This window comes from Bacillus sp. RC242 (assembly GCF_044908245.1).
Taxonomy (GTDB): Bacteria; Bacillota; Bacilli; order Bacillales; family Bacillaceae_G; genus Bacillus_A; species Bacillus_A mycoides.
The window spans coordinates 1-19304 of record NZ_JBIYCZ010000007.1 but is presented as its reverse complement, the minus strand read 5'-3'; the positions used below and the strand labels follow the sequence as shown (position 1 = coordinate 19304).

Below are 19304 nucleotides of genomic sequence, written 5' to 3'. Positions count from 1 at the left end.
AGGGAGTAACTTGCTTGAGAAAAAAATTGTCTTTCGTGCTGATGCATCTATTGAAATAGGGACGGGTCATATTATGCGTTGTTTAACATTGGCTCAGGAGTTACAGAATAAAGGTGCTCAAATTTATTTCATTTGTCGTAAGCTACAAGGTGATCTTCAGCGATATATTTTAAGTAAAGGATTCCACGTATTTTTATTAGATACAAATGATGAAAATACTGAATTCTCAAGTACAGTATATGGGAGTTATTTGAATTGGCTTAAATGTCATTGGTTTGTTGATGCACAACAAACCAATGACATTTTGTCTCAACTCCCCCAATTTGATTGGTTAATAGTTGATCATTATGGGTTAGATAAAAAGTGGGAGACTGTTTTTAAAAAAACTGTAAAAAAGATTATGGTAATTGACGATCTTGCAGATCGAGTACATGATTGTGAATTGTTATTAGATCAAAATCTATACGAAAGTCTTAATGAACGCTATAAAGAATTAATACCAGAGCACTCTTTAATAAAATTAGGACCTAAATATGCCATATTACGGCCAGAGTTCCATTCTGCTAAGAAATTTTTACGAAAAAGAACGGGTGCGGTTGAACATATTTTTATATTTTTTGGTGGGCACGATGTAACGAATGAGACATTAAAAACGTTAAGAGCTATACAAAATATTAATAGTGATACTTTAAAAATAGATGTAGTGGTAGGAAGCCAAAATCCTCATAAGAAAGATATTCAAAATTATTGCAAGAGCATTTCAAACGCTTCATTTTATTGTCAAATAGAGAATATTGAAGAGTTTATGATACGAGCGGATTTAGGGATAGGAGCTGGGGGCACAACAACATGGGAGCGCTGTTTTCTTGGATTACCTTCTATAACAATTACAACTGCACAAAATCAAATAGAAGTAACCAAAGCTGTTGCGGAGGCCGGAGCTACATGGAATATCGGTACATCTGAAAGTGTTTCAGATGAAACCATTACGAAATGTCTAAACAAACTTTTAACAGATTCAGATAAAGTGAGAGAAATGTCTAATAAAGCTCTTGCCATAAAGTGTGCCAGTAATTCGGATGAAATAACAAAAATTATTTTAGGAGGATAGTATGTTAAACATTGAAAAATTCCATTTGAAATGTATAGAAAAGAAAGATTTAAATCTTATTTTAAAGTGGAGGAATACAGAAGAAATTCGTTCTGTTATGTACGAAGATCATAAAATAACAATAGACGAACACTATAAATGGTTTGAAAAACTAAAATATGATGAAACAATGATTGCAAGATTACTAATATATAAAGAAAAGCCAATTGGATTTGTTAATTTTACAAAAATAAATAAAATAGATCGAACTTGTAATTGGGGATTTTATATAGGAGACAAACAGAGTGTAAGGCGTGCTGGAACTGTATTAGGTATAGTAGCATTAGACTATATTTTTGAAACAAATGGCATACAAAAAGTATGTGCAGAAATATTAGAATCAAATCGTATTAGTTTAAACTTTCATCAGAAACTCGGCTTCCAGGAAGATGGAAGACATGTGAACCATATTTTCAGGGATAATGAATTTATCGACGTTATTACAATGACCCTTTTTTATGAACAATGGATGGAAAGGAAAGAAGCTATAAAAAAAGAAATTGAAGGTGAAAAATATGAGTAATTTATATATCGGGGGTAGAGAGATTGGCAATAGCTCGCCACCATTTATTATTGCAGAAATGTCAGGGAATCATAATCAATCATTAGATAGAGCCTTGCAAATTGTAGAGGCAGCAGCAGAGGCTGGAGCACAAGGATTTAAAATTCAAACATATACACCAGATACAATGACTTTAAATATAGAAAATGGTGATTTTTTAATTCAGGATACGAAAAGCTTATGGAAAGGTAAAACACTTTATCATTTATATAAAGAAGCATATACACCATGGGAGTGGCATAAACCCATTTTTGATCGCTGTATAGAATTAGGAATGATACCATTTAGTACTCCATTTGATGAAACTGCTGTAGATTTTCTAGAATCATTGAATGTTTCTTGTTATAAAATCGCATCTTTTGAAAATACTGATATTCCCCTCATACGTAAAGTAGCAACGACAGGAAAACCAATAATCATTTCGACAGGTATGGCTTCTATTGCTGAATTAGATGAAACAGTAAGAGCTGCGAGAGAAGAGGGATGTAAAGAATTAATTCTATTAAAATGTACAAGTACGTATCCTGCATCTCCGAAATCTACAAATATAGCTACGATACCTCATATGAAGGAGTTATTTAAATGTGAAGTAGGTTTGTCTGATCATACACTTGGGGTAGGAGTATCTGTAGCGAGTGTCGCCTTGGGAGCCACAGTAATTGAGAAACATTTAACGCTTTCGAGATCGGATGGAGGAGTTGACGCTGATTTTTCAATGGAACCTGCTGAATTTAAATTATTAGTAAGCGAAACTGAAAAAGCATGGGAATCTTTGGGGAAAGTATATTATGGCCCTACTGATTTAGAAAAAGATTCTTTAAAATTTAGAAGGTCATTATATGTTGTAGAAAACATAAAGGCGGGAGAGGCTTTCACGATAGAAAATATTAAAGCTATTAGACCAGGTAATGGCTTATTACCAAAACACCTATCCAAAATTATCGGAAAGAAAGCGAATAAGGACATTGAAAAAGGAACGCCTGTTTCGTGGGATCTTATTTGATAGGGTACAATTAGATACCACTAGGAATTCGTTGAATAAATTAAAATGCCTTTTCAATTTAATGAAAAGGCATTTTAATTTATTCAGAATGATTATAGAAGAAAAGATATTTTTAATTTAATAACCTAATGAAGTTGTGATTGTAAAATAGTCGTAATAAAATGGATTCTCTCATGAAAAGTATGCTGTGTAATAACTTTTGTATGAATTTTTTCGACCATTAATCTCTTCGAAATCGTATCATTCAAATGAAAAGATACTTTATTTAAACAGTCCTCAAAGCTATTATAGGATATAATTTCATCTTTATTGAAGAAAGATGAAAGGTCAGATTTTTCTTCAATAATTTGAAAGCCTTGGCAAGCTGCAATATCAAACGTACGATTATTAATGGTATTATTTTTTATTTTATTTTTATTTTTATTCTGTGAAAATAGATGACTACGATGAGGGTTTAATATAAGACTAGCGTTATTATAATAGAGTGCAACTTCTTGAGGTGGAATCCATTCTTCTATAATTTTAATTCTTCGGTGATTTTTCCATTTTTTAATTAACTTATTTCTCCAGTGTTGACCAATAACAGTATAGTGATAAGGGGTTTTTTCCAAAAGAAACTGCATCAATTTTACTCGGGTTGGATAAGGATATCCAATGAACAATATTTCACTTTTATATTTCGAATTTCTTAGACCAGGCTTAAATACATCTATATTAGTTGCTAATGGTAAGTGGTATACATTGGTATATCCTAAACCTGAATAATATTTAAGTGCTTCACTATCAATAGTAAATATAAAATCAAAGTTATTTAATAGAAGAAGAGAGGTATCTATATAAAAAGGGTCCTCTGTTAACCAGACAGCTAATTTAATGTTCCTTTTTTTAAAATATTGAATTGCTTTTTGTGGTAGATGATTACCTAATAAGGTGAAAACAATATCAGGATGAAACGTTGTTGTAATGAAATCCAATTGCTCTATTAATTCACTCGGCTGTACTGCTAACCATTCGAAATTTTGATCGATAAGTGTTCTCTGTATGCTTTGATCTAGATATTGATAGATTTTTGAGTAACCAGAAGTAATGTATAAGAGTTTCATATTTCAATCCCTGCTTTAGGTTTAAAATATATTATGAGATAAATGTAACACTTTCTATTTCTTTACAACTGATCTTAGTAATACTTGTAGTAGGAGGAGTAACTGAATTTTCCTCTTCTAATGTGACGATACAAGTATTAGGGTTAAAATTTGTAAAAATAGCAGGTCCAATAATATTTCCAGATTTACCAGTCACAGTAACGACTTCGCCTGGTTGTAAATTTTTAAAAATACTACATACTCCACCTGAACAACGAAATAAATTACATAAGAACAAATTTATCCCTCCTTTAAACAATATACTATATCATATGAAAGTATGTAGAGGGATGTGTAGACAAGTAACCTTTAGAAGGGGAAAAATTCAGTTTAAAGCAACTTATTGAAATGATAGATACAATGGAATAATACATTTTGGAGCATTTTGATTAGATTATCCATAGTTAAGACATTCATTAGAATGTCTTAACTATGGATTGAACTTTAACCACCTGAAGCATCTTAAGGGGTGGTTAAAGTAACACTTTCTATATCTTCACAACTTATGAATATGGTATTGGTAGAAGAGGGGGTTATCACATCTTCTTCAACTAATACAACCGCACAAATAGTCGGAAAGAACAATGAAAAAGTAGCAGGTCCAATAATTTGTCCTGATTTAGTGGTAATTGTAACAACAGTTCCTGTTGGCCACGAAGAGAATAAAAAACAAGCTAAACCTGTGCATTCTGCCATATTAAGCCCTCCTAACTTTAAGTGTTGATTAATATAATACAATCCAAACATTTTATATTGTATGTGGTAACAATATGAAATGTTTGGACTAATAGAAAAACTAGAATTATATAAAAACGAAAAAGCAGTATATTAACTTATATCTATCTTTTTTAGTTAGCCTGGATGTTATTTGTTTTTAAAAATATAATATTTTAATATAAAAGAAGTTAGTGAGAAATATCCTTGGGTTAAATGGTTTCAAAAAGATGGAAACTGGTATTATCGTGATAAAGAGGGCCCTCTGGTTAAAGGCCTACAATCTATTAATGGATACAAATACTACTTTAATGAAGATGGTGTTATGCAAACAGGCTTACAAACTATTAAGAGACAAGTATATTATTTTAACGAAAATGGCATTAAAGTTCCTAATGTATTTTTAGATGTTCCAGAAAGTCATTGGGGGTATGACCAAATATCATATATGGCAGGAAATAAAATTATAAATGGATATGGGAATGGTTACTTTGGAGCAAATGATAATCTTACACGTGAACAATTAGCAGCCGTCTTATATAAATCTTTATCACTGCCGGATACAAGTGATAATCCTTTTACAGATATAAATGATAGCCCATTTAAAAAAGAAATTTTGTCCTTAACGAAGAGCGGTATTTTTTCAGTAAATGGGGAAAAGACATTTAATCCAAAAAACACTGCGACAAGGGCTGAAATTGCAGTAGTGTTAACTAAAGCATTTAACTTGAAAATCAAAGCTAATTATGAATTCAATGATATGAAAGATCATTGGGCGAATGAATATGTAAAAGCTTTATATAGCAATGGGATTGCAAGTGGTACAGGAAATAAAAATTTCAATTCAGGAGCGAATGTTTCAAGAGCAGAAATGGCTGTATTTTTATATAGAGCAATCAACTTAAATCCGAATTTTGTACCAAAGCCTATTTAATCTTATAATAAGATGGCTTTAATACGAAGCCTATATAGGCTTCGTACCAGTTTGTTTTGAAATTGACTCATCATTTTGAGTGTAAAAAAGTTTATATCAACACAATTCATCTTTTCTCTAATCAAAGTTATAGGTTTTGAAAAAACTAACTAATTTGATCAAAAAATGCACCCTAATTGTTAGTCACATAATTGACAATTAGAGGTGCATTTTTTATAGTCTATTTTTAAAATACAAGCACTAAGACGGTATATAAGGTGTTGAAAATTAAAAAACAATTTCTAAGTGTGGATTTGAAATAAAGTCGTACCGTTTTGAAAAAGTTTAACCGTTTTAAAGAATACATTTTAAAAGAAATGTTGTTGTAGCAGGATTTATGATGAATTTCAATCAAACTTTATCATTTTAGCCAAGAAGACTCCTTCCTCAAGGAACGTGAAGGGCCACAGCCTAGTGAGTAGGTGGGAGATGAATTGGCTTCGGACAAGGGATGGCAAGAGCCATCTTAATTGTTCGACAGGTAGTAAAGTGTTACTTGACAAATTGTCATGATCATTTTACTATATTTCGAATGTACGTTCGGTATATAATAGATATATATCGAAATGGAGGTGAAACTTATGATTATCAATAAAGCATATAAATTTCGTATATATCCAAATAAAGCACAAGCAACTCTAATCAATAAAACGATTGGTTGTTCTCGTTTTGTATTCAATCATTTCCTATCTCTATGGGATAATGCATACAAGGAAACAGGAAAAGGTTTGACATATGGTACATGCTCTGCCAAACTCCCTGCCATGAAGAAAGAGTTTGTTTGGCTAAAAGAAGTGGATAGTATTGCGATTCAGTCGTCTGTTCGCAACCTTGCGGATGCTTATACACGCTTTTTCAAAAAACAAAACAGCTCCCCGTGTTTCAAATCTAAGAAGAACAACGTACAATCTTATACCACAAAACAAACAAATGAAAACATTGCTGTTGTAGGCAACAAAATGAAATTGCCAAAACTAGGTCTTGTTCGATTTGCCAAAAGTCGTGAAGTAAAGGGACGTATTTTAAATGCTACGGTTAGAAGGAACCCTTCTGGTAGATACTTTGTGTCATTGTTAGTGGAAACAGAAGTGCAAGAATTCCTGAAAACACTTTCTTACATTGGAATGGATGTAGGGCTAAAAGACTTCGCGATTTTGTCAGATGGAACAACCTATAAAAACCCGAAGTTTTTTCGATCGTTAGAAGAGAAGTTGGCAAAAGTACAGCGTGTTCTTTCTAGAAGAATGAAAGGATCTTCTCGCTGGAATAAACAAAGAATTAAGGTAGCTAGAATTCATGAATATATAATGAATTCTAGAAAAGATTATTTGGACAAAATCTCAACTGAAATCATCAAAAACCACGATGTTATCGGTATAGAAGATTTGCAAGTATCGAATATGTTAAAAAATCATAAGTTAGCAAAAGCAATTAGTGAGGTATCATGGTCACAGTTTCGAACCATGTTGGAATATAAAGCAAAATGGTACGGCAAACAAGTCATTGTCGTATCGAAAACATTTGCTTCAAGCCAATTATGTTCTTGTTGTGGATATCAAAACAAAGACGTTAAAAATCTAAACCTACGTAAATGGGAATGCCCTTCTTGTAGTACACATCATGATAGGGATATTAACGCAAGTATCAATCTAAAGAATGAAGCGATAAGACTTCTAACCGCAAGGACTGCGGAGATAGCCTAATAAATTAGAGTTCGATAGAACTCTTTACTTAGGAATCCCCCACTTTCACTTCTAAACGAAGTGAAAGTGGGGGTAGTTCAATACAAGTAGGGATTTAGCAAACACTCATGTTGGGATTCTAACGTCAAATGGAACATCTAATGTATTATTTGATGATGTCCAAGTTATAGGTGCAAAAAAAAGCTAAACTAATATGGGTTCTGATGTAAAAACTTTGAAACATATAAAAATGGTTTATCAAACTTGGATATACTGATAGGAGCACCATACATGCCCATCAACAATACCCCTAAGTACCAAGAAAACGTTATTCTTTCTAAACTGATATGCTCTCCTTTAGGTAGACAGATAAAAAATAAAAATCTGTTTGCTTGAAGGAGAGTTTTGTTAATGTCTAAAAAAGTTTACTCTGCGGAGGATAAATTTAACATATTGAAAGAATGGGAGGATGGTAATTATTCACTAAATGAACTTGAGTCCGTTTTTAAAGTAAGTCGCATCAATCGAAGCACTCATCAAGTCCTGAGGGACTGAATCAACGGTTTAATAAGGCGGCCGTCCTACTTTTACACCCCCTACTAGCAGAACTACTTAGCAAAAAATTGGCCGCATCTATGCCGATTTCTTCTCCATACACTTCTGTTTTCAAGCATACTCGTATTTTAGATTCAACTGCATTTCAACTCCCAGATGTATTTTCATCGGTTTATCCAGGTGGACAGTTCCTACATATTCATACAGGTCCAGGTAAACAACATGATCGCACTTACGGCTCTCTGTGTGTCCCAAATGTAACAGCAAATGATTTATGTATCCGAGATTTAGGTTGTTTTCATTTAAAAGACCTTCAATACATACAATATAAAAAGGCAAGCCAGTATGGAAAATAAAATTAACCCAGAATTATTGGAATCATGAAATGAGGCTTTTAAAAGGAATGCTTATTTCTTCAATCACTATCAATTTTGTTTTTGAAATATCCCTATTTAATCAAAGGGTTATTAAAAATCATATAACGGGAGGATTTATATGAAAAAAAATACAATTTTGATATTATTGATATTTATTCTGTCTATTTCCCTTACAAACCATCCCCTTGCAGCCGAAACTTTAAACAACCTTGAGTTTATAAAAGAACAACAGACTAAAAATGAAAGGCTTATTCATATTGATATAAGAGGAAATAATGTGGAAGAATATCAAGAGGCACAACATATGGTTGATAGAATAAAAAAAATAAAAAGCGGCATACTTGATAAATTAGTGGCAGACGGAACATATGTAAAACTTGTTAATTATCCTATCACTGAGTCTGACGAATACAGGGACCTAAAAGGATTAATTCCACGAGGATGGGAAGGGCAAACCAATGCCGAAGGAAAACAATTGACCTGGGATGATGTACCAGGTGTGGGATCTGATATTGGTGGAAAACCTGTAATGGCTAGAATAGGTTTTAGTGAAAGAGGAAAGGGGCATGGTTCCATTAATTTAGAACTTCATGAAATAGCGCATGCAATTGATCGAGTGGTTTTTTTTAATATAAGTCATACTGATTTGTTTGATGTTCCTTTCAGTCAAGAGAGACAGAAATTTTTCCCGGATAAATATTACGAAAATAAGGAAGAATATTTTGCGGAATGTTTTACATATTATTATTTTAGCGAATCATCTAAGCAAGAGCTAAAAGATAAGGCTCCATTGACTTATAGATGCATAGATTTATTAATTAAAACTGTTCAAGGGGATTCCAATTCAACAGAACCTATTAATGAACTATTAGACGGAAATCAATTTGCTTGGTCTTTAAAAGGATATAGTGATCGAGAATTCGCAAAAGTAGATTATAACAAGAAGGCAGAGTTAATTATGGATTTAAAATAAAGTCACGATGTTTATAAAAAAGATTCGATGCTCTATCCCTTTAGGTGGTTATCTAAAGGGGTATTTTTATACTAAAAAGGAAAAGAACATCTGAATTGAAGGATAGACTAGGGAACTGTTGTGTGGCAATAAGTTATTCCTGTGAACACTCGCCACTTAGCAAGGCTTGAAGTGGGAGTTTCTCAGTTCCACGATGAAAGCAACCTTTCGTCTCCCTGAGCGTTACTTCGGGGTGTTCCATCCCTAGATGTCCAACGCTTGGACGCTCTTTTGGTACGGTTGATATTTTACGCAGGAACCGAATGGCTTGTTTTTCGCACTCTATTTTCTTCCTGCAACCTCATATATCAAGTTATCAAAGAACTTCATATAGCTAGTTTATCAAAAGTTTTTGGCTATGCCAAACCGAAATTCATCTCCCACCTACCGTTGGGCTACGCCCTTCATAACGCTTGAGGAAGGAGAATTCTTTCGGGGAATTCGTTAAAGGATGCTATTATTAGACATTCTCGAAAAAAATGTACAAGAAAAGTATTTCCTATCAGAAGAAAAATTGGACAAAATCGTATTTAAATAATAGGAAATATTAATTCTAGTGATTGGAGAAGGGGTGGAGAGATGTGTAATCCTATGGGGATATCCCCTACGATTACATGCAAAGATGATCCCAGGGTTTTACTTCCTAATAAAAAGGCAGCTTAATTAGAAATTAATTAAATGGAGAGTGTAAATGATGAAAAGCTATAAAATCCATATTAAAGAAGCTACAAAAAAAGGATATGCAGTAGCTGAAGTGGGGGATAGTGTTAATTATTCTGTTCCAGGGAGTAAAACTAGAAGGGGAAGAGGAGGGAAAGGTGTTGCTCAGACATTAGATACTGCTTGTAATCAGGCTGATTAACAAGGGATCCTACCACACCGCTATCAAGCTAAGAAAAACAAATGCCCATCGACCTAGGATTTCAAAGTAACTCCATAAAGAAAATTTTATGGAGCAATAAATTAATTAACTTGATGGTGATGGGGTACCGCCACATCGCTATCAAGCTAAAAAAATAGGTCACCCCCAAAATGAAAAAACATGTTAAATTCCCATAGATAACTATCTTATATTAATTACATACCCTAGTGTGTGATATAATAATATAAAGATATTATATTTAAAGGGGGGATTCAAATTGGTTAAAAACTTACCTTTACTAATAGTGATTTTAATACTTGGTGTAAGTTCTTCTACATTAAGTATGAATGGATACTTTTCTCCAGTTATAGAATGGTCTTTAATGATTATAAGTATTATTTTAAACATTACTGCAGTGATAGGTTTATCACTACACGTTCTTGTATACCAACCTATGAAAAGATTTGAAACAAATTTAAAAGAGACCTTCAAATAAAATAATTATATTTGAGGTAACACCACATCGCTATCGAGCTAAAAAAATGTATCCATAAAAAGAAAAAATACGCTATTCTTTCTGTAGAATCATAGGAAAGGATGGCGTTTTTTATGTCTGTTTCTGTGTCTGATGAATTACAACTATTTGCTCAAGAGATTCAAAGTTTTTTATCTCCAAATACCTTACGGAATCTTGCTAGAGATGTTGGTTTCGTACAACGAACCAGTAAGTACCAAGCAAAAGATTTAATAGCTTTATGTGTATGGGTGAGCCAAAATGTAGCTATGACTTCTTTAACTCAATTATCTAGCTGTTTAGAAGCATCAACAGCAGTACTTATCAGTCCTGAGGGACTGAATCAACGATTTAATAAGGCGGCCGTCCAACTTTTACAACACCTACTAGCCGAACTATTAAGCAAAAAATTGACCTCATATATGCCGATTTCTTCTCCATATACTTCTGTTTTCAAGCGTATTCGTATTTTAGATTCAACTGCATTTCAACTTCCAGATCCTTTTTCATCCGTTTATCCAGGTGCAGGGGGATGCAGCCATACAGCGGGAGTAAAGATTCAGCTTGAGTATGATTTATTAAGTGGACAGTTCCTTCATATTCATACGGGTCCAGGGAAACAACATGATCGAACCTACGGTTCTCTGTGTGTTCCAACTGTGAAAGCGAATGATTTATGTATCCGAGATTTAGGGTATTTTCATTTGAAGGATCTTCAACACATACAAGATAAAGAGGCTTACTATATCTCTCGTATTAAATCAAATACATGTATTTATCAAAAAAATCCCAACCCTGATTATTTTCAAGATGGAAGAATAAAGAAAGGTACAGAGTATATACAGATAGATATGGAGGTTGTAATGAACTCTCTTCAACCAGGACAAACATATGAAATATCTGAAGCTTATGTAGGAATGATTGATAAAGTATCAACTCGTGTGATTGTTCATCGGCTAACAAAAGAACAACAACAAAAACGATTACAAGATCAAGCTGTAAGAGAAAAAAAGAAAGGAATGAAGTATTCTCCTCGTAGTAAACGTCTCAGTGGTATCAATGTATATATGACAAACACCCCTACAGATATTGTCCCGATGGGACAAGTACATGATTGGTACTCTTTAAGTTGGCAAATCGAGATTATATTTAAAACATGGAAATCATTCTTTCATATTCATCATTGTAAAAAGATAAAACGAGAAAGATTAGAATGCCATTTGTATGGACAACTGATTGCCATTCTACTCTGTTCTTCTACCATGTTTCAAATGCGGCAATTACTTCTTATAAAAAAGAAACGAGAACTGAGTGAATATAAGGCCGTATATATGATTAAAGATTACTTTCTTCTTCTTTTCCAAGCTATACAGAAAGACACCCAAGAGCTATCAAAGATTCTAATTCGCTTGTTCAACCTCCTACAGCAAAACGGGCGAAAATCTCATAGGTATGAGAAGAAAACAGTCTTTGATATATTAGGTGTCGTTTACAATTGTACCATGTCTAATAATCAAGCGGCTTAAATCAAAAAAATGAAACCCATTAGGGTTTATTTCGTATGCAAATCTTTCAATTCCCTACACCTAGCCTTTATAAAAAGAAACAACCTTTACTATAATTGACGTTGTATGAGCTTAGCTTGATAGCGATGGGGTACCGCCACATATCCATCAACTTAAGAATTTTCTTTACCCCCAAGTGTTAAAAAAACGCCATCCTTTCCTATAAGTCTACAGAAAGAATAGCGTATTTTTTTATTTTAGGGGGTATTTTATTTTGTTAGGTTGATAGTGATGTGGTGCTACCCCTTATATAACTTTTTTTATTTTTTGCGGTGATTGTTTCGTTTGAGTAATGATATTCTCTTTTCGTAATTCTTTAAAGAGCGACGTGACCATAAGAACGACTACAATAGAGAATGGTAAAGCTGCTATGATCGCTGCAATTTGCAGTGCATTTAACCCACCAGCTTGCAAGAGAATGGCTGCAATAGCTGCAATTGTTAATCCCCAAATAAGCTTCAAACTGTTTTTCGGTGATAAGTTACCATTGCTTGTTTGCATAGCAACAACAAATGTTGCGGAGTCAGCAGAGGTAACGAAGAATGTTGCGACTAAAATTAGTCCAATAATGGTCAAAAATGTTGAGAATGGTAAATGCGAAATGACAGCGAATAACCCAATTTCGGTACCATTTTTCGCAATTTCATCAGCAATTCCAAGTGATTGGAACATTTCCATATGAATAGCTGTACCGCCAAAGACAGCGAACCAAAATGTACAAATGAATGTTGGGATTAATACGACGCCGATAATAAATTCACGAATTGTACGTCCGCGAGAAACACGGGCAATGAATGTACCGACGAATGGAGACCAAGAAATCCACCAACCCCAGTAAAAAATAGTCCAATTTTCAATCCAAGAAGAGGATTCTTTGCTAAAAGCACCTAAATTTAATCCCATGCTTGGTAATGCTCCAATATAAGAGCCTAGTGTGGAAGTAAAATACTTCATGATAAAGACAGTTGGCCCTAAAATTAAAAAGGAAACGAGTAATATTCCAGCGAGGGAGAAGTTTAAGTTACTCAAATATTTAATCCCACGATCTAAGCCAGTTTGTGCACTTGTTAAATAGAGTACAGTGAAAATGGCAATAAGTACGAGTTGTGTACCAATTGTATTATTAATAGAAGGGAATAAATAGCTTAATCCTCCAGCGATTTGTTGTGCACCGATTCCTACGGATGGTACGATTCCAAATACAGTTGCTAAAACAGCCAAAATATCTACTGTTTTTCCAATAGGAGAATGTTTCGATCGATTAAATAATGGAGTAACTGTAGCGCCAATTGTACTACCTTTTTGTTTTCGGAATGTAAAATATGCAATTGTTAGAGCGACCATTGCATAAAGTGACCAAGGGAAGAGACCCCAGTGGAAAAATGAATATTGCATAGCAAGTTTAGCGCTTTCCTCAGTTCCAGGTTCACCAGTAAGCGGTGCTCCAAAGTGTGAAATGGGTTCAGTAATTCCATAAAAGAGAAGTCCGATGCCCATTCCTGCTCCAAATAACATGGAAAGCCAAGAGAGGTAACTATATTGCGGTTTTTCATCATCTTTACCAAGACGAATGGAGCCATACTTTGAAAATGCTAAATAACCAGCTAAAACAATCATTGTGGTCATAAGTAGAGAGTAAAACCATCCAAACTTATTGAGAATAAATGCGTTTAAAGAAGAGGTAACACTTTGTAAATCATAGCCTTGTATCCAACTTGCTGGAATTACACCCCATATAATAAATAAGGTTGTAAGCAAGATGGAGATATAGAATACACTGTTTTCTTTTTTTATCATAGAATCCCACCTTTTATTTAATAAAGTTAAAAATTATATTAATAATAACAATGATAGAATTAATTGTCAAAAAATTCGTTTTTCATAGGTGATATTGGGTACAGCCAACGTACTAACATAAAACCCACGTTAAGAATTATTTGCGGTCTTTTCATGTTTCAAAGCCTCGTGTTATCACAGTAAACAAGAACCTAGATTATTCGATAGCAATTGCTGAATTTAAGAAAGAGAAAAAGATGCCCGTAGGTATCCAAACCAGACAGATAAAATATCTGAATATCATTGTGAAATAAGATCCCCGTTTTATTAAAAAGAGAGTTGGCTCGATGTTAGGATTGAAATCTTTTCGTACAATCCAATCTATTCTTTTCGGAATGGAAGCGATGCATATCATTAAAAAGGACAACTTACTTTAGGGGACCGGTCTGTTCAAAATCAAATGAAATTCATTCACCAACTCTTTAGAATAGCAGCATAAGATCAGATTCCATTAGGAATCTATATACCTCTTTCAAATGGATGTAACCTTTGCAGTAGAACCCACAGTGAATGATTTTTGTGAAAATAGATGAATCATACAGGCAAAAGATTCTTAAGGACATACACATATAAGGAATAAAATAGAGAGAGGGGAAAACAATTATGTCTTGTGAATGCTCAGGGACAGCGTTAACTTGTTGTCCAGATAAAAATTATGTTCAAGATAAAGTGTGTAGTCCATGGTCAGGAACTGTAGTTGCTACTGCAATTACGAATGTACTTTATAACAACAATATTAATCAAAATGTAATTGGAACAGGATTTGTTCAATATGATGTAGGACCTGCTGCAATAACGATGACAGTCCTTGATTCTGCAGGAAATACACTTGATACACAAACATTAAATCCAGGAACAAGTATTGCTTTTACGTATCGTCGTTTTGAAACGATTGAAGTGACTTTACCTGCTGCAACAGCTGGAACATATCAAGGGGAATTTTGTATTACAACACGTTATCCAATTTCATAGAAGAATAGGAGAAGATCAAAATGGGAAATTCCAGTTTATCATGTTGTTCCAATAACAAACTTGTTCAAGATCAAGTTTGTATAGATTGGTCCGCAACTGGTGCGGTAACTGAAACGGTATATACGAATAATATTACACAAGATTTGTATGCATCAGGTTATGTAAAATATGATATAGGTGTAAATCCAATTACAGTGAACTTTTTAGTAGGAACAGCAATAGTAAATACAATTACTGTACAACCGCAAAGTAGCGGGTCGTTTACAGTGAGATATTTTACAACAATTCAAATTGTAACAACTGGAACGGGAACGAGCCAAGGACAATTGTGCCTTACAGTACGTTATCCAATTTCATAACAAAATGAAAATTGGCAACAATATTTCCCTTCTATATATGGAGAATGGTTGTTTAAAATATTAATGATCGTAACAGATTGTAATGATTTACCTGTATATGACATCGTATTTCCAGGAAAAACAGTAAAAGTATTTGTAACTTGGCTGACAATTTGAACAGTGATTTCTTCTGTACTACTGGTGCTATTGTATATAGAGATAGTACCTGAGATATTTAACACTCCATCACCTTCCCATATTGGTAATGTTCGAAGATCATTTGTATTTGTTGGGAAGGGGATTTCTTTTGTTATGAAAAAATTACCAGCAAACTCATTTGTTACTAATTCACAGCTTGGTGGAGTGGGCGGAGTGTATGGAGGGCAGATGATAGATAGAGGGGCAAAACAGCCAATATTTTTTTTAGAGGTCATTGCTCATTCCTCCCTGTATAGTCTCTTTTATTACTATTAAATGCTGTAAAACAATTGTTGTGTTAATAATAGACAAAAAATTCAACGAAGGATTGTTTAATAGGCTTGAATCTGATAATAATTTTATTTATATAAAAGAAATTAATTGATGAATTTCTTTGTCGTCACCTAACCAGAGGACAAGAGCTTTTTTAAAAATACAGAGGAGATCATAAAAGCTAACAGTTTTGGAATTATGTTTCGAATGATTTCAATACCTATGGTATCCAAATGATATTGTTTCTTTTCTAAACTTTCTTCTCCTTGTAGCAGGTTCATATCTTGATGAACTTGTTTTCTCGTATTATCCATAAAAGATTCCACTTGTTTTCTTGCTATTGTTGGATTCGTTTTACGAATATATTTAAAGGTCTCTTTCCAGGTAGGTTTCATTATTCCAGGTTTAGGTGGGACACTTGAGAAATCGGTTCTTTGAATAAATTTTCGAATAGTCTTACTAGTTATTTCATCAATATTTCTAATCAGCTTAGAGAAAAGTTTTTTTCCTAAGGTAATTAGAAGTACTTCCGTAGAATCAATATATATTCCTCCTTCTCTTATCACTGTGCCTCCACCTCGAAAAGTGCCCGTAATATAGAAAGACCTGGCTTTATTGTATCTATCATAACTTGCATATGTCCAATAACATTACATGCAATGGTTCTTGTGGTATATCCAGAAAGGGATACAAGGACGTGATTGGCCGACTTTTTATAATGAAAATCCCTCCATTTTCTATACAGAACTCAATATCTTGTGGAAAATTTCCCCTCAATTCCCCCCATTTCGGCTAAAGTAATGATTTGACTATCAGTTAGTACTTGCTTGGTCTCTTGATCAGTAGGTAAAGGTTGTTCTACGTTACCTCCTTCCGGTAACAAAAAAATCCAGTTTCTTCTCCGAGATGTTTTTAGCAATGACATTTCATTTCCTTTCTTTACTTTATATAATTCAACAGAAACTAGTCTAGATACAAGAGCTTTTCCTAATCCGAAACTCGCATTAATAAAAATAACATTACAATTCTCTGTAATAGCGTCAGCAGTAAACATAATACACTTACCTGAGAAAACTAGGATAAACAAATAAATTAAGTACACATTCTGTTAGATATTCTTAGAAAAGACATAAGAGAATAGTAATTTGTTTTTAATAATAATCAGAATTATTAAATTGATTTATATAATATTGTACAAGCAAGGTAATGATTGAGTCATAAATATATAAGAGATGTACTGTGTGATAAATAAAAGGAGAAAAACTATGTCATGTAAGTGTAATGTAAATACATTGAGTTAATGTGTAGATAAAAATTTGTACAAGATAGAGTGTGTAGTTCATAGTGTGATTTGATTGCTACTGGTGTGACAGTTGATATTGAATGCCTTTGCAATTTGTTGATATGGATACATTACTTGATATGAGTTCAACCATACATCCCTCTGCTAGAATGGGATGTATAGTTGGAAATTATGCCTAGAGGAGCAAGCTATCCATTTTTCCTATTCAATAATGTTTTTCTCCTTATAAAACGTGTACGTTCAGACAAAGTTGTCTGGAAATTTATGAACAACTTATACTGTCTCTTAGTGCTATTGGCTTAAAATATGATACAACATCAAAATGAACATCACTATATTATGAATCTAAAAAACGAATTTGGTATGTAGGGAATATAAATTAATTATTTTCAAGGAGACTGTTTTATTTTCGGGCTACTTATATGCAATGTTTTATATTTATAGAATGTAGAGGAGAGAAAATAATAATGTTTCAGTATAATTGTTTTAGTTGCGACGGTAGGAGCAGATTGGGCCCTACCGGGGCAACTGGAGTCACGGGAGCTACCGGACCTACTGGAGCTACCGGACCTACCGGACCTACTGGAGCTACCGGAGTTACTGGAGCTACCGGAGTTACTGGAGCTACTGGACCTACGGGAGTTACTGGGCCTACAGGAGTAACCGGACCAACGGGAGTTACAGGACCTACCGGAGTTACAGGACCAACGGGAGTAACCGGAGCTACTGGACCTATCGGAGTTACAGGACCAACGGGAGTAACCGGAGCTACTGGACCTACCGGAGTTACAGGACCAACGGGAGTAACCGGAGCTACTGGACCTACCGGAGTTACAGGACCAACGGGAGTAACCGGACCAACGGGAGTAACCGGACCAACGGGAGTTACAGGGCCTACTGGAGTTACAGGACCTACTGGAGTTACAGGACCAACGGGAGTTACAGGGCCTACTGGAGTTACAGGACCAACGGGAGTAACCGGACCAACGGGAGTTACAGGGCCTACTGGAGTTACAGGACCTACGGGAGTTACTGGAGCTACTGGAGTAACCGGAGTTACAGGACCAACGGGAGTTACTGGAGCTACTGGAGTTACTGGACCAACGGGAGTTACAGGGCCTACTGGAGTTACAGGACCTACAGGACCAACGGGAGCTACCGGAGTTACAGGACCAACGGGAGCTACCGGAGTAACCGGACCAACGGGAGCTACCGGACCTACTGGACCTACGGGAGTTACTGGGCCTACAGGAGTAACCGGACCAACGGGAGTTACAGGACCTACCGGAGCTACTGGAGCTACGGGAGTTACTGGAGCTACGGGAGCTACGGGAGTTACTGGAGCTACGGGAGTTACTGGAGCTACTGGAGCTACCGGAGTTACAGGACCAACGGGAGTAACCGGAGCTACAGGACCAACGGGAGCTACCGGAGTTACAGGACCAACGGGAGCTACCGGAGTTACAGGACCAACGGGAGTAACCGGAGCTACAGGACCAACGGGAGCTACCGGAGTTACAGGACCAACGGGAGTAACCGGAGCTACTGGACCAACTGGAACGGATGTAACCACTAACTCAATGTTTGCTGCAAATACAGTTGGAAGTACAATTGTTGTTTTGTTAGGTGGTACTAATATTCCACTTCCTAATGATCAAAGTTTGGATGGCTTTACAGCCAATGGTGCCAATGATACGTTTACAGTTCCAGCGACAGGGCGTTATTACATCACATACCAAATTAATACAACAGTCGCACTATTAATTAGCTCACGACTATTACTAAATGGTGCTACTTCAATTCCTGGTTCTATATTATCTCCTATTGTATCCACTGCAAGTTATAACAATGATGTAATTGTATCTTTAACAGCAGGTAATACAATTACCCTTCAGTTATTTGGTTTAGTAGGAACTGCGGTCTTACTTGGTGGTGGCTCAACAGGAGCTGCTCTAACAATCATTCGTGTAAGTTGAAATGCTGTTTTGAATGCATAATTTTTGAATAATCTTGATGATATCATGGGCAGTTGGCTGAGACCATGATATCATCAAGTTGAGGTAGCACCACATTGCTATCAAGCTAACAAAACAAAATCCCCCTTAAAATGAAAAAATACGCTATTCTTTCTGTAGAATCATAGGAAAGGATGGCGTTTTTTATGTCTGTTTCTGTGTATGACGAATTACAACTATTTGCTCAAGAGATTCAAAGTTTTTTATCTCCAAATGCCTTACGGGATCTTGCTAGAGATGTTGGTTTTGTACAACGAA

The 19304-nt window shown here is 34.8% G+C and carries 16 protein-coding genes and 6 pseudogenes; 15 read left to right on the top strand and 7 right to left on the bottom strand.

The window, feature by feature from the left end:
• The first annotated feature begins 10 nt into the window (after window positions 1-10).
• The 3 genes from pseG to pseI are packed head-to-tail and all read left to right on the top strand — an operon-like array spanning window position 11 to window position 2715.
• Window positions 11-1111: a UDP-2,4-diacetamido-2,4,6-trideoxy-beta-L-altropyranose hydrolase gene (pseG, locus tag ABH957_RS15030; RefSeq protein ID WP_404457050.1), complete on the top strand. Its 1101-nt coding sequence runs from the start codon at window positions 11-13 to the stop codon at window positions 1109-1111.
• Window position 1112: 1 nt separating this feature from the next.
• On the top strand, window positions 1113-1673 hold the full coding sequence (pseH, locus tag ABH957_RS15025) for a UDP-4-amino-4,6-dideoxy-N-acetyl-beta-L-altrosamine N-acetyltransferase (RefSeq protein WP_003193069.1): 561 nt from the start codon (window positions 1113-1115) through the stop codon (window positions 1671-1673).
• Window positions 1666-2715: a pseudaminic acid synthase gene (gene pseI, locus ABH957_RS15020; RefSeq protein WP_002169371.1), complete on the top strand. Its 1050-nt coding sequence runs from the start codon at window positions 1666-1668 to the stop codon at window positions 2713-2715. Before pseH ends, pseI begins: the two co-directional genes overlap by 8 nt.
• A 125-nt stretch (window positions 2716-2840) precedes the next feature.
• Here the strand turns inward: pseI and ABH957_RS15015 are convergent, their stop codons facing one another.
• The 3 genes from ABH957_RS15015 to ABH957_RS15005 form a co-directional block, all read right to left on the bottom strand.
• On the bottom strand, window positions 2841-3818 hold the full coding sequence (locus ABH957_RS15015; protein ID WP_404511517.1) for a CgeB family protein: 978 nt from the start codon (window positions 3816-3818) through the stop codon (window positions 2841-2843).
• A gap of 31 nt (window positions 3819-3849) precedes the next feature.
• Window positions 3850-4095: a hypothetical protein gene (locus ABH957_RS15010; RefSeq protein ID WP_002169373.1), complete on the bottom strand. Its 246-nt coding sequence runs from the start codon at window positions 4093-4095 to the stop codon at window positions 3850-3852.
• A 224-nt stretch (window positions 4096-4319) separates the two neighbouring features.
• On the bottom strand, window positions 4320-4553 hold the full coding sequence (locus tag ABH957_RS15005; RefSeq protein ID WP_002016601.1) for a hypothetical protein: 234 nt from the start codon (window positions 4551-4553) through the stop codon (window positions 4320-4322).
• 199 nt (window positions 4554-4752) lie between these two features.
• Between ABH957_RS15005 and ABH957_RS15000 the strand changes: the two are divergent.
• The 8 genes and pseudogenes from ABH957_RS15000 to ABH957_RS14965 form a co-directional block, all read left to right on the top strand.
• Window positions 4753-4833, top strand: a pseudogene (locus tag ABH957_RS15000) (hypothetical protein); the annotation flags it as partial.
• Between the two features lie 3 nt (window positions 4834-4836).
• Window positions 4837-5505, top strand: coding sequence for an S-layer homology domain-containing protein (locus tag ABH957_RS14995; protein WP_404511782.1), 669 nt, complete (start codon window positions 4837-4839; stop codon window positions 5503-5505).
• Between the two features lie 620 nt (window positions 5506-6125).
• Entirely contained in the window at window positions 6126-7247 is a 1122-nt protein-coding gene (tnpB, locus tag ABH957_RS14990) for an IS200/IS605 family element RNA-guided endonuclease TnpB (protein ID WP_149191235.1), read from the top strand.
• Window positions 7248-7765: 518 nt separating this feature from the next.
• Window positions 7766-8119 (top strand): annotated as a pseudogene (locus ABH957_RS14985) (IS4 family transposase); the annotation flags it as partial.
• Between the two features lie 157 nt (window positions 8120-8276).
• Window positions 8277-9110 (top strand): annotated as a pseudogene (locus tag ABH957_RS14980) (anthrax toxin lethal factor-related metalloendopeptidase); the annotation flags it as partial.
• Window positions 9111-9864: 754 nt separating this feature from the next.
• Window positions 9865-10026: pseudogene (locus ABH957_RS14975) on the top strand (DNA cytosine methyltransferase); the annotation flags it as partial.
• A 283-nt stretch (window positions 10027-10309) separates the two neighbouring features.
• The gene (locus ABH957_RS14970; RefSeq protein ID WP_002090568.1) at window positions 10310-10528 is read left to right on the top strand and encodes a hypothetical protein; all 219 of its coding nucleotides are present in this window, start codon (window positions 10310-10312) and stop codon (window positions 10526-10528) included.
• Window positions 10529-10641: 113 nt separating this feature from the next.
• Window positions 10642-12072 (top strand): IS4 family transposase, encoded by a 1431-nt coding sequence (locus tag ABH957_RS14965; protein ID WP_201054965.1) that lies wholly within the window; start codon window positions 10642-10644, stop codon window positions 12070-12072.
• A gap of 285 nt (window positions 12073-12357) precedes the next feature.
• Here the strand turns inward: ABH957_RS14965 and opuD are convergent, their stop codons facing one another.
• Window positions 12358-13908 carry a glycine betaine transporter OpuD gene (gene opuD / locus ABH957_RS14960; protein ID WP_016096749.1) on the bottom strand — a complete coding sequence of 517 codons (1551 nt, stop codon included), beginning with the start codon at window positions 13906-13908 and terminating at the stop codon, window positions 12358-12360.
• A gap of 137 nt (window positions 13909-14045) precedes the next feature.
• Between opuD and ABH957_RS14955 the strand changes: the two are divergent.
• The 3 genes and pseudogenes from ABH957_RS14955 to ABH957_RS14945 all read left to right on the top strand — a co-directional run.
• Window positions 14046-14386 (top strand): annotated as a pseudogene (locus ABH957_RS14955) (DDE-type integrase/transposase/recombinase); the annotation flags it as partial.
• 164 nt (window positions 14387-14550) lie between these two features.
• A complete protein-coding gene (locus ABH957_RS14950; RefSeq protein WP_201054963.1) occupies window positions 14551-14919 on the top strand; it encodes a DUF3992 domain-containing protein in 369 nt (122 codons plus the stop codon).
• Between the two features lie 14 nt (window positions 14920-14933).
• Complete coding sequence (locus tag ABH957_RS14945) at window positions 14934-15278, top strand: DUF3992 domain-containing protein (RefSeq protein ID WP_201055261.1); 345 nt, start codon at window positions 14934-14936, stop codon at window positions 15276-15278.
• Here ABH957_RS14945 and ABH957_RS14940 read toward each other — a convergent pair.
• From ABH957_RS14940 to ABH957_RS14930, 3 genes are all read right to left on the bottom strand, one after another.
• Complete coding sequence (locus ABH957_RS14940) at window positions 15263-15646, bottom strand: S-Ena type endospore appendage (RefSeq protein ID WP_252195854.1); 384 nt, start codon at window positions 15644-15646, stop codon at window positions 15263-15265. The two genes, ABH957_RS14945 and ABH957_RS14940, sit on opposite strands and share 16 nt — an antisense overlap.
• Before the next feature lie 213 nt (window positions 15647-15859).
• Complete coding sequence (locus ABH957_RS14935; protein ID WP_201054959.1) at window positions 15860-16294, bottom strand: hypothetical protein; 435 nt, start codon at window positions 16292-16294, stop codon at window positions 15860-15862.
• A 182-nt stretch (window positions 16295-16476) separates the two neighbouring features.
• On the bottom strand, window positions 16477-16782 hold the full coding sequence (locus ABH957_RS14930; protein WP_201054957.1) for a PEP/pyruvate-binding domain-containing protein: 306 nt from the start codon (window positions 16780-16782) through the stop codon (window positions 16477-16479).
• Window positions 16783-17543: 761 nt separating this feature from the next.
• On the opposite strand from ABH957_RS14930, the pseudogene ABH957_RS14925 reads away from it, so the two are divergent.
• Window positions 17544-19007 (top strand): annotated as a pseudogene (locus ABH957_RS14925) (BclA C-terminal domain-containing protein); the annotation flags it as partial.
• Window positions 19008-19304 lie beyond the last annotated feature (297 nt).

What these genes read in the sequence shown, in the direction of transcription:
- pseH (WP_003193069.1), top strand. Translation starts at nt 1,113, where the DNA reads ATGTTAAACATTGAAAAATTCCATTTGAAATGTATAGAAAAGAAAGAT.
- pseI (WP_002169371.1), top strand. Translation starts at nt 1,666, where the DNA reads ATGAGTAATTTATATATCGGGGGTAGAGAGATTGGCAATAGCTCGCCA.
- ABH957_RS15015 (WP_404511517.1), bottom strand. Translation starts at nt 3,818, where the DNA reads ATGAAACTCTTATACATTACTTCTGGTTACTCAAAAATCTATCAATAT.
- ABH957_RS15005 (WP_002016601.1), bottom strand. Translation starts at nt 4,553, where the DNA reads ATGGCAGAATGCACAGGTTTAGCTTGTTTTTTATTCTCTTCGTGGCCA.
- tnpB (WP_149191235.1), top strand. Translation starts at nt 6,126, where the DNA reads ATGATTATCAATAAAGCATATAAATTTCGTATATATCCAAATAAAGCA.
- ABH957_RS14965 (WP_201054965.1), top strand. Translation starts at nt 10,642, where the DNA reads ATGTCTGTTTCTGTGTCTGATGAATTACAACTATTTGCTCAAGAGATT.
- opuD (WP_016096749.1), bottom strand. Translation starts at nt 13,908, where the DNA reads ATGATAAAAAAAGAAAACAGTGTATTCTATATCTCCATCTTGCTTACA.
- ABH957_RS14950 (WP_201054963.1), top strand. Translation starts at nt 14,551, where the DNA reads ATGTCTTGTGAATGCTCAGGGACAGCGTTAACTTGTTGTCCAGATAAA.
- ABH957_RS14930 (WP_201054957.1), bottom strand. Translation starts at nt 16,782, where the DNA reads ATGTTTACTGCTGACGCTATTACAGAGAATTGTAATGTTATTTTTATT.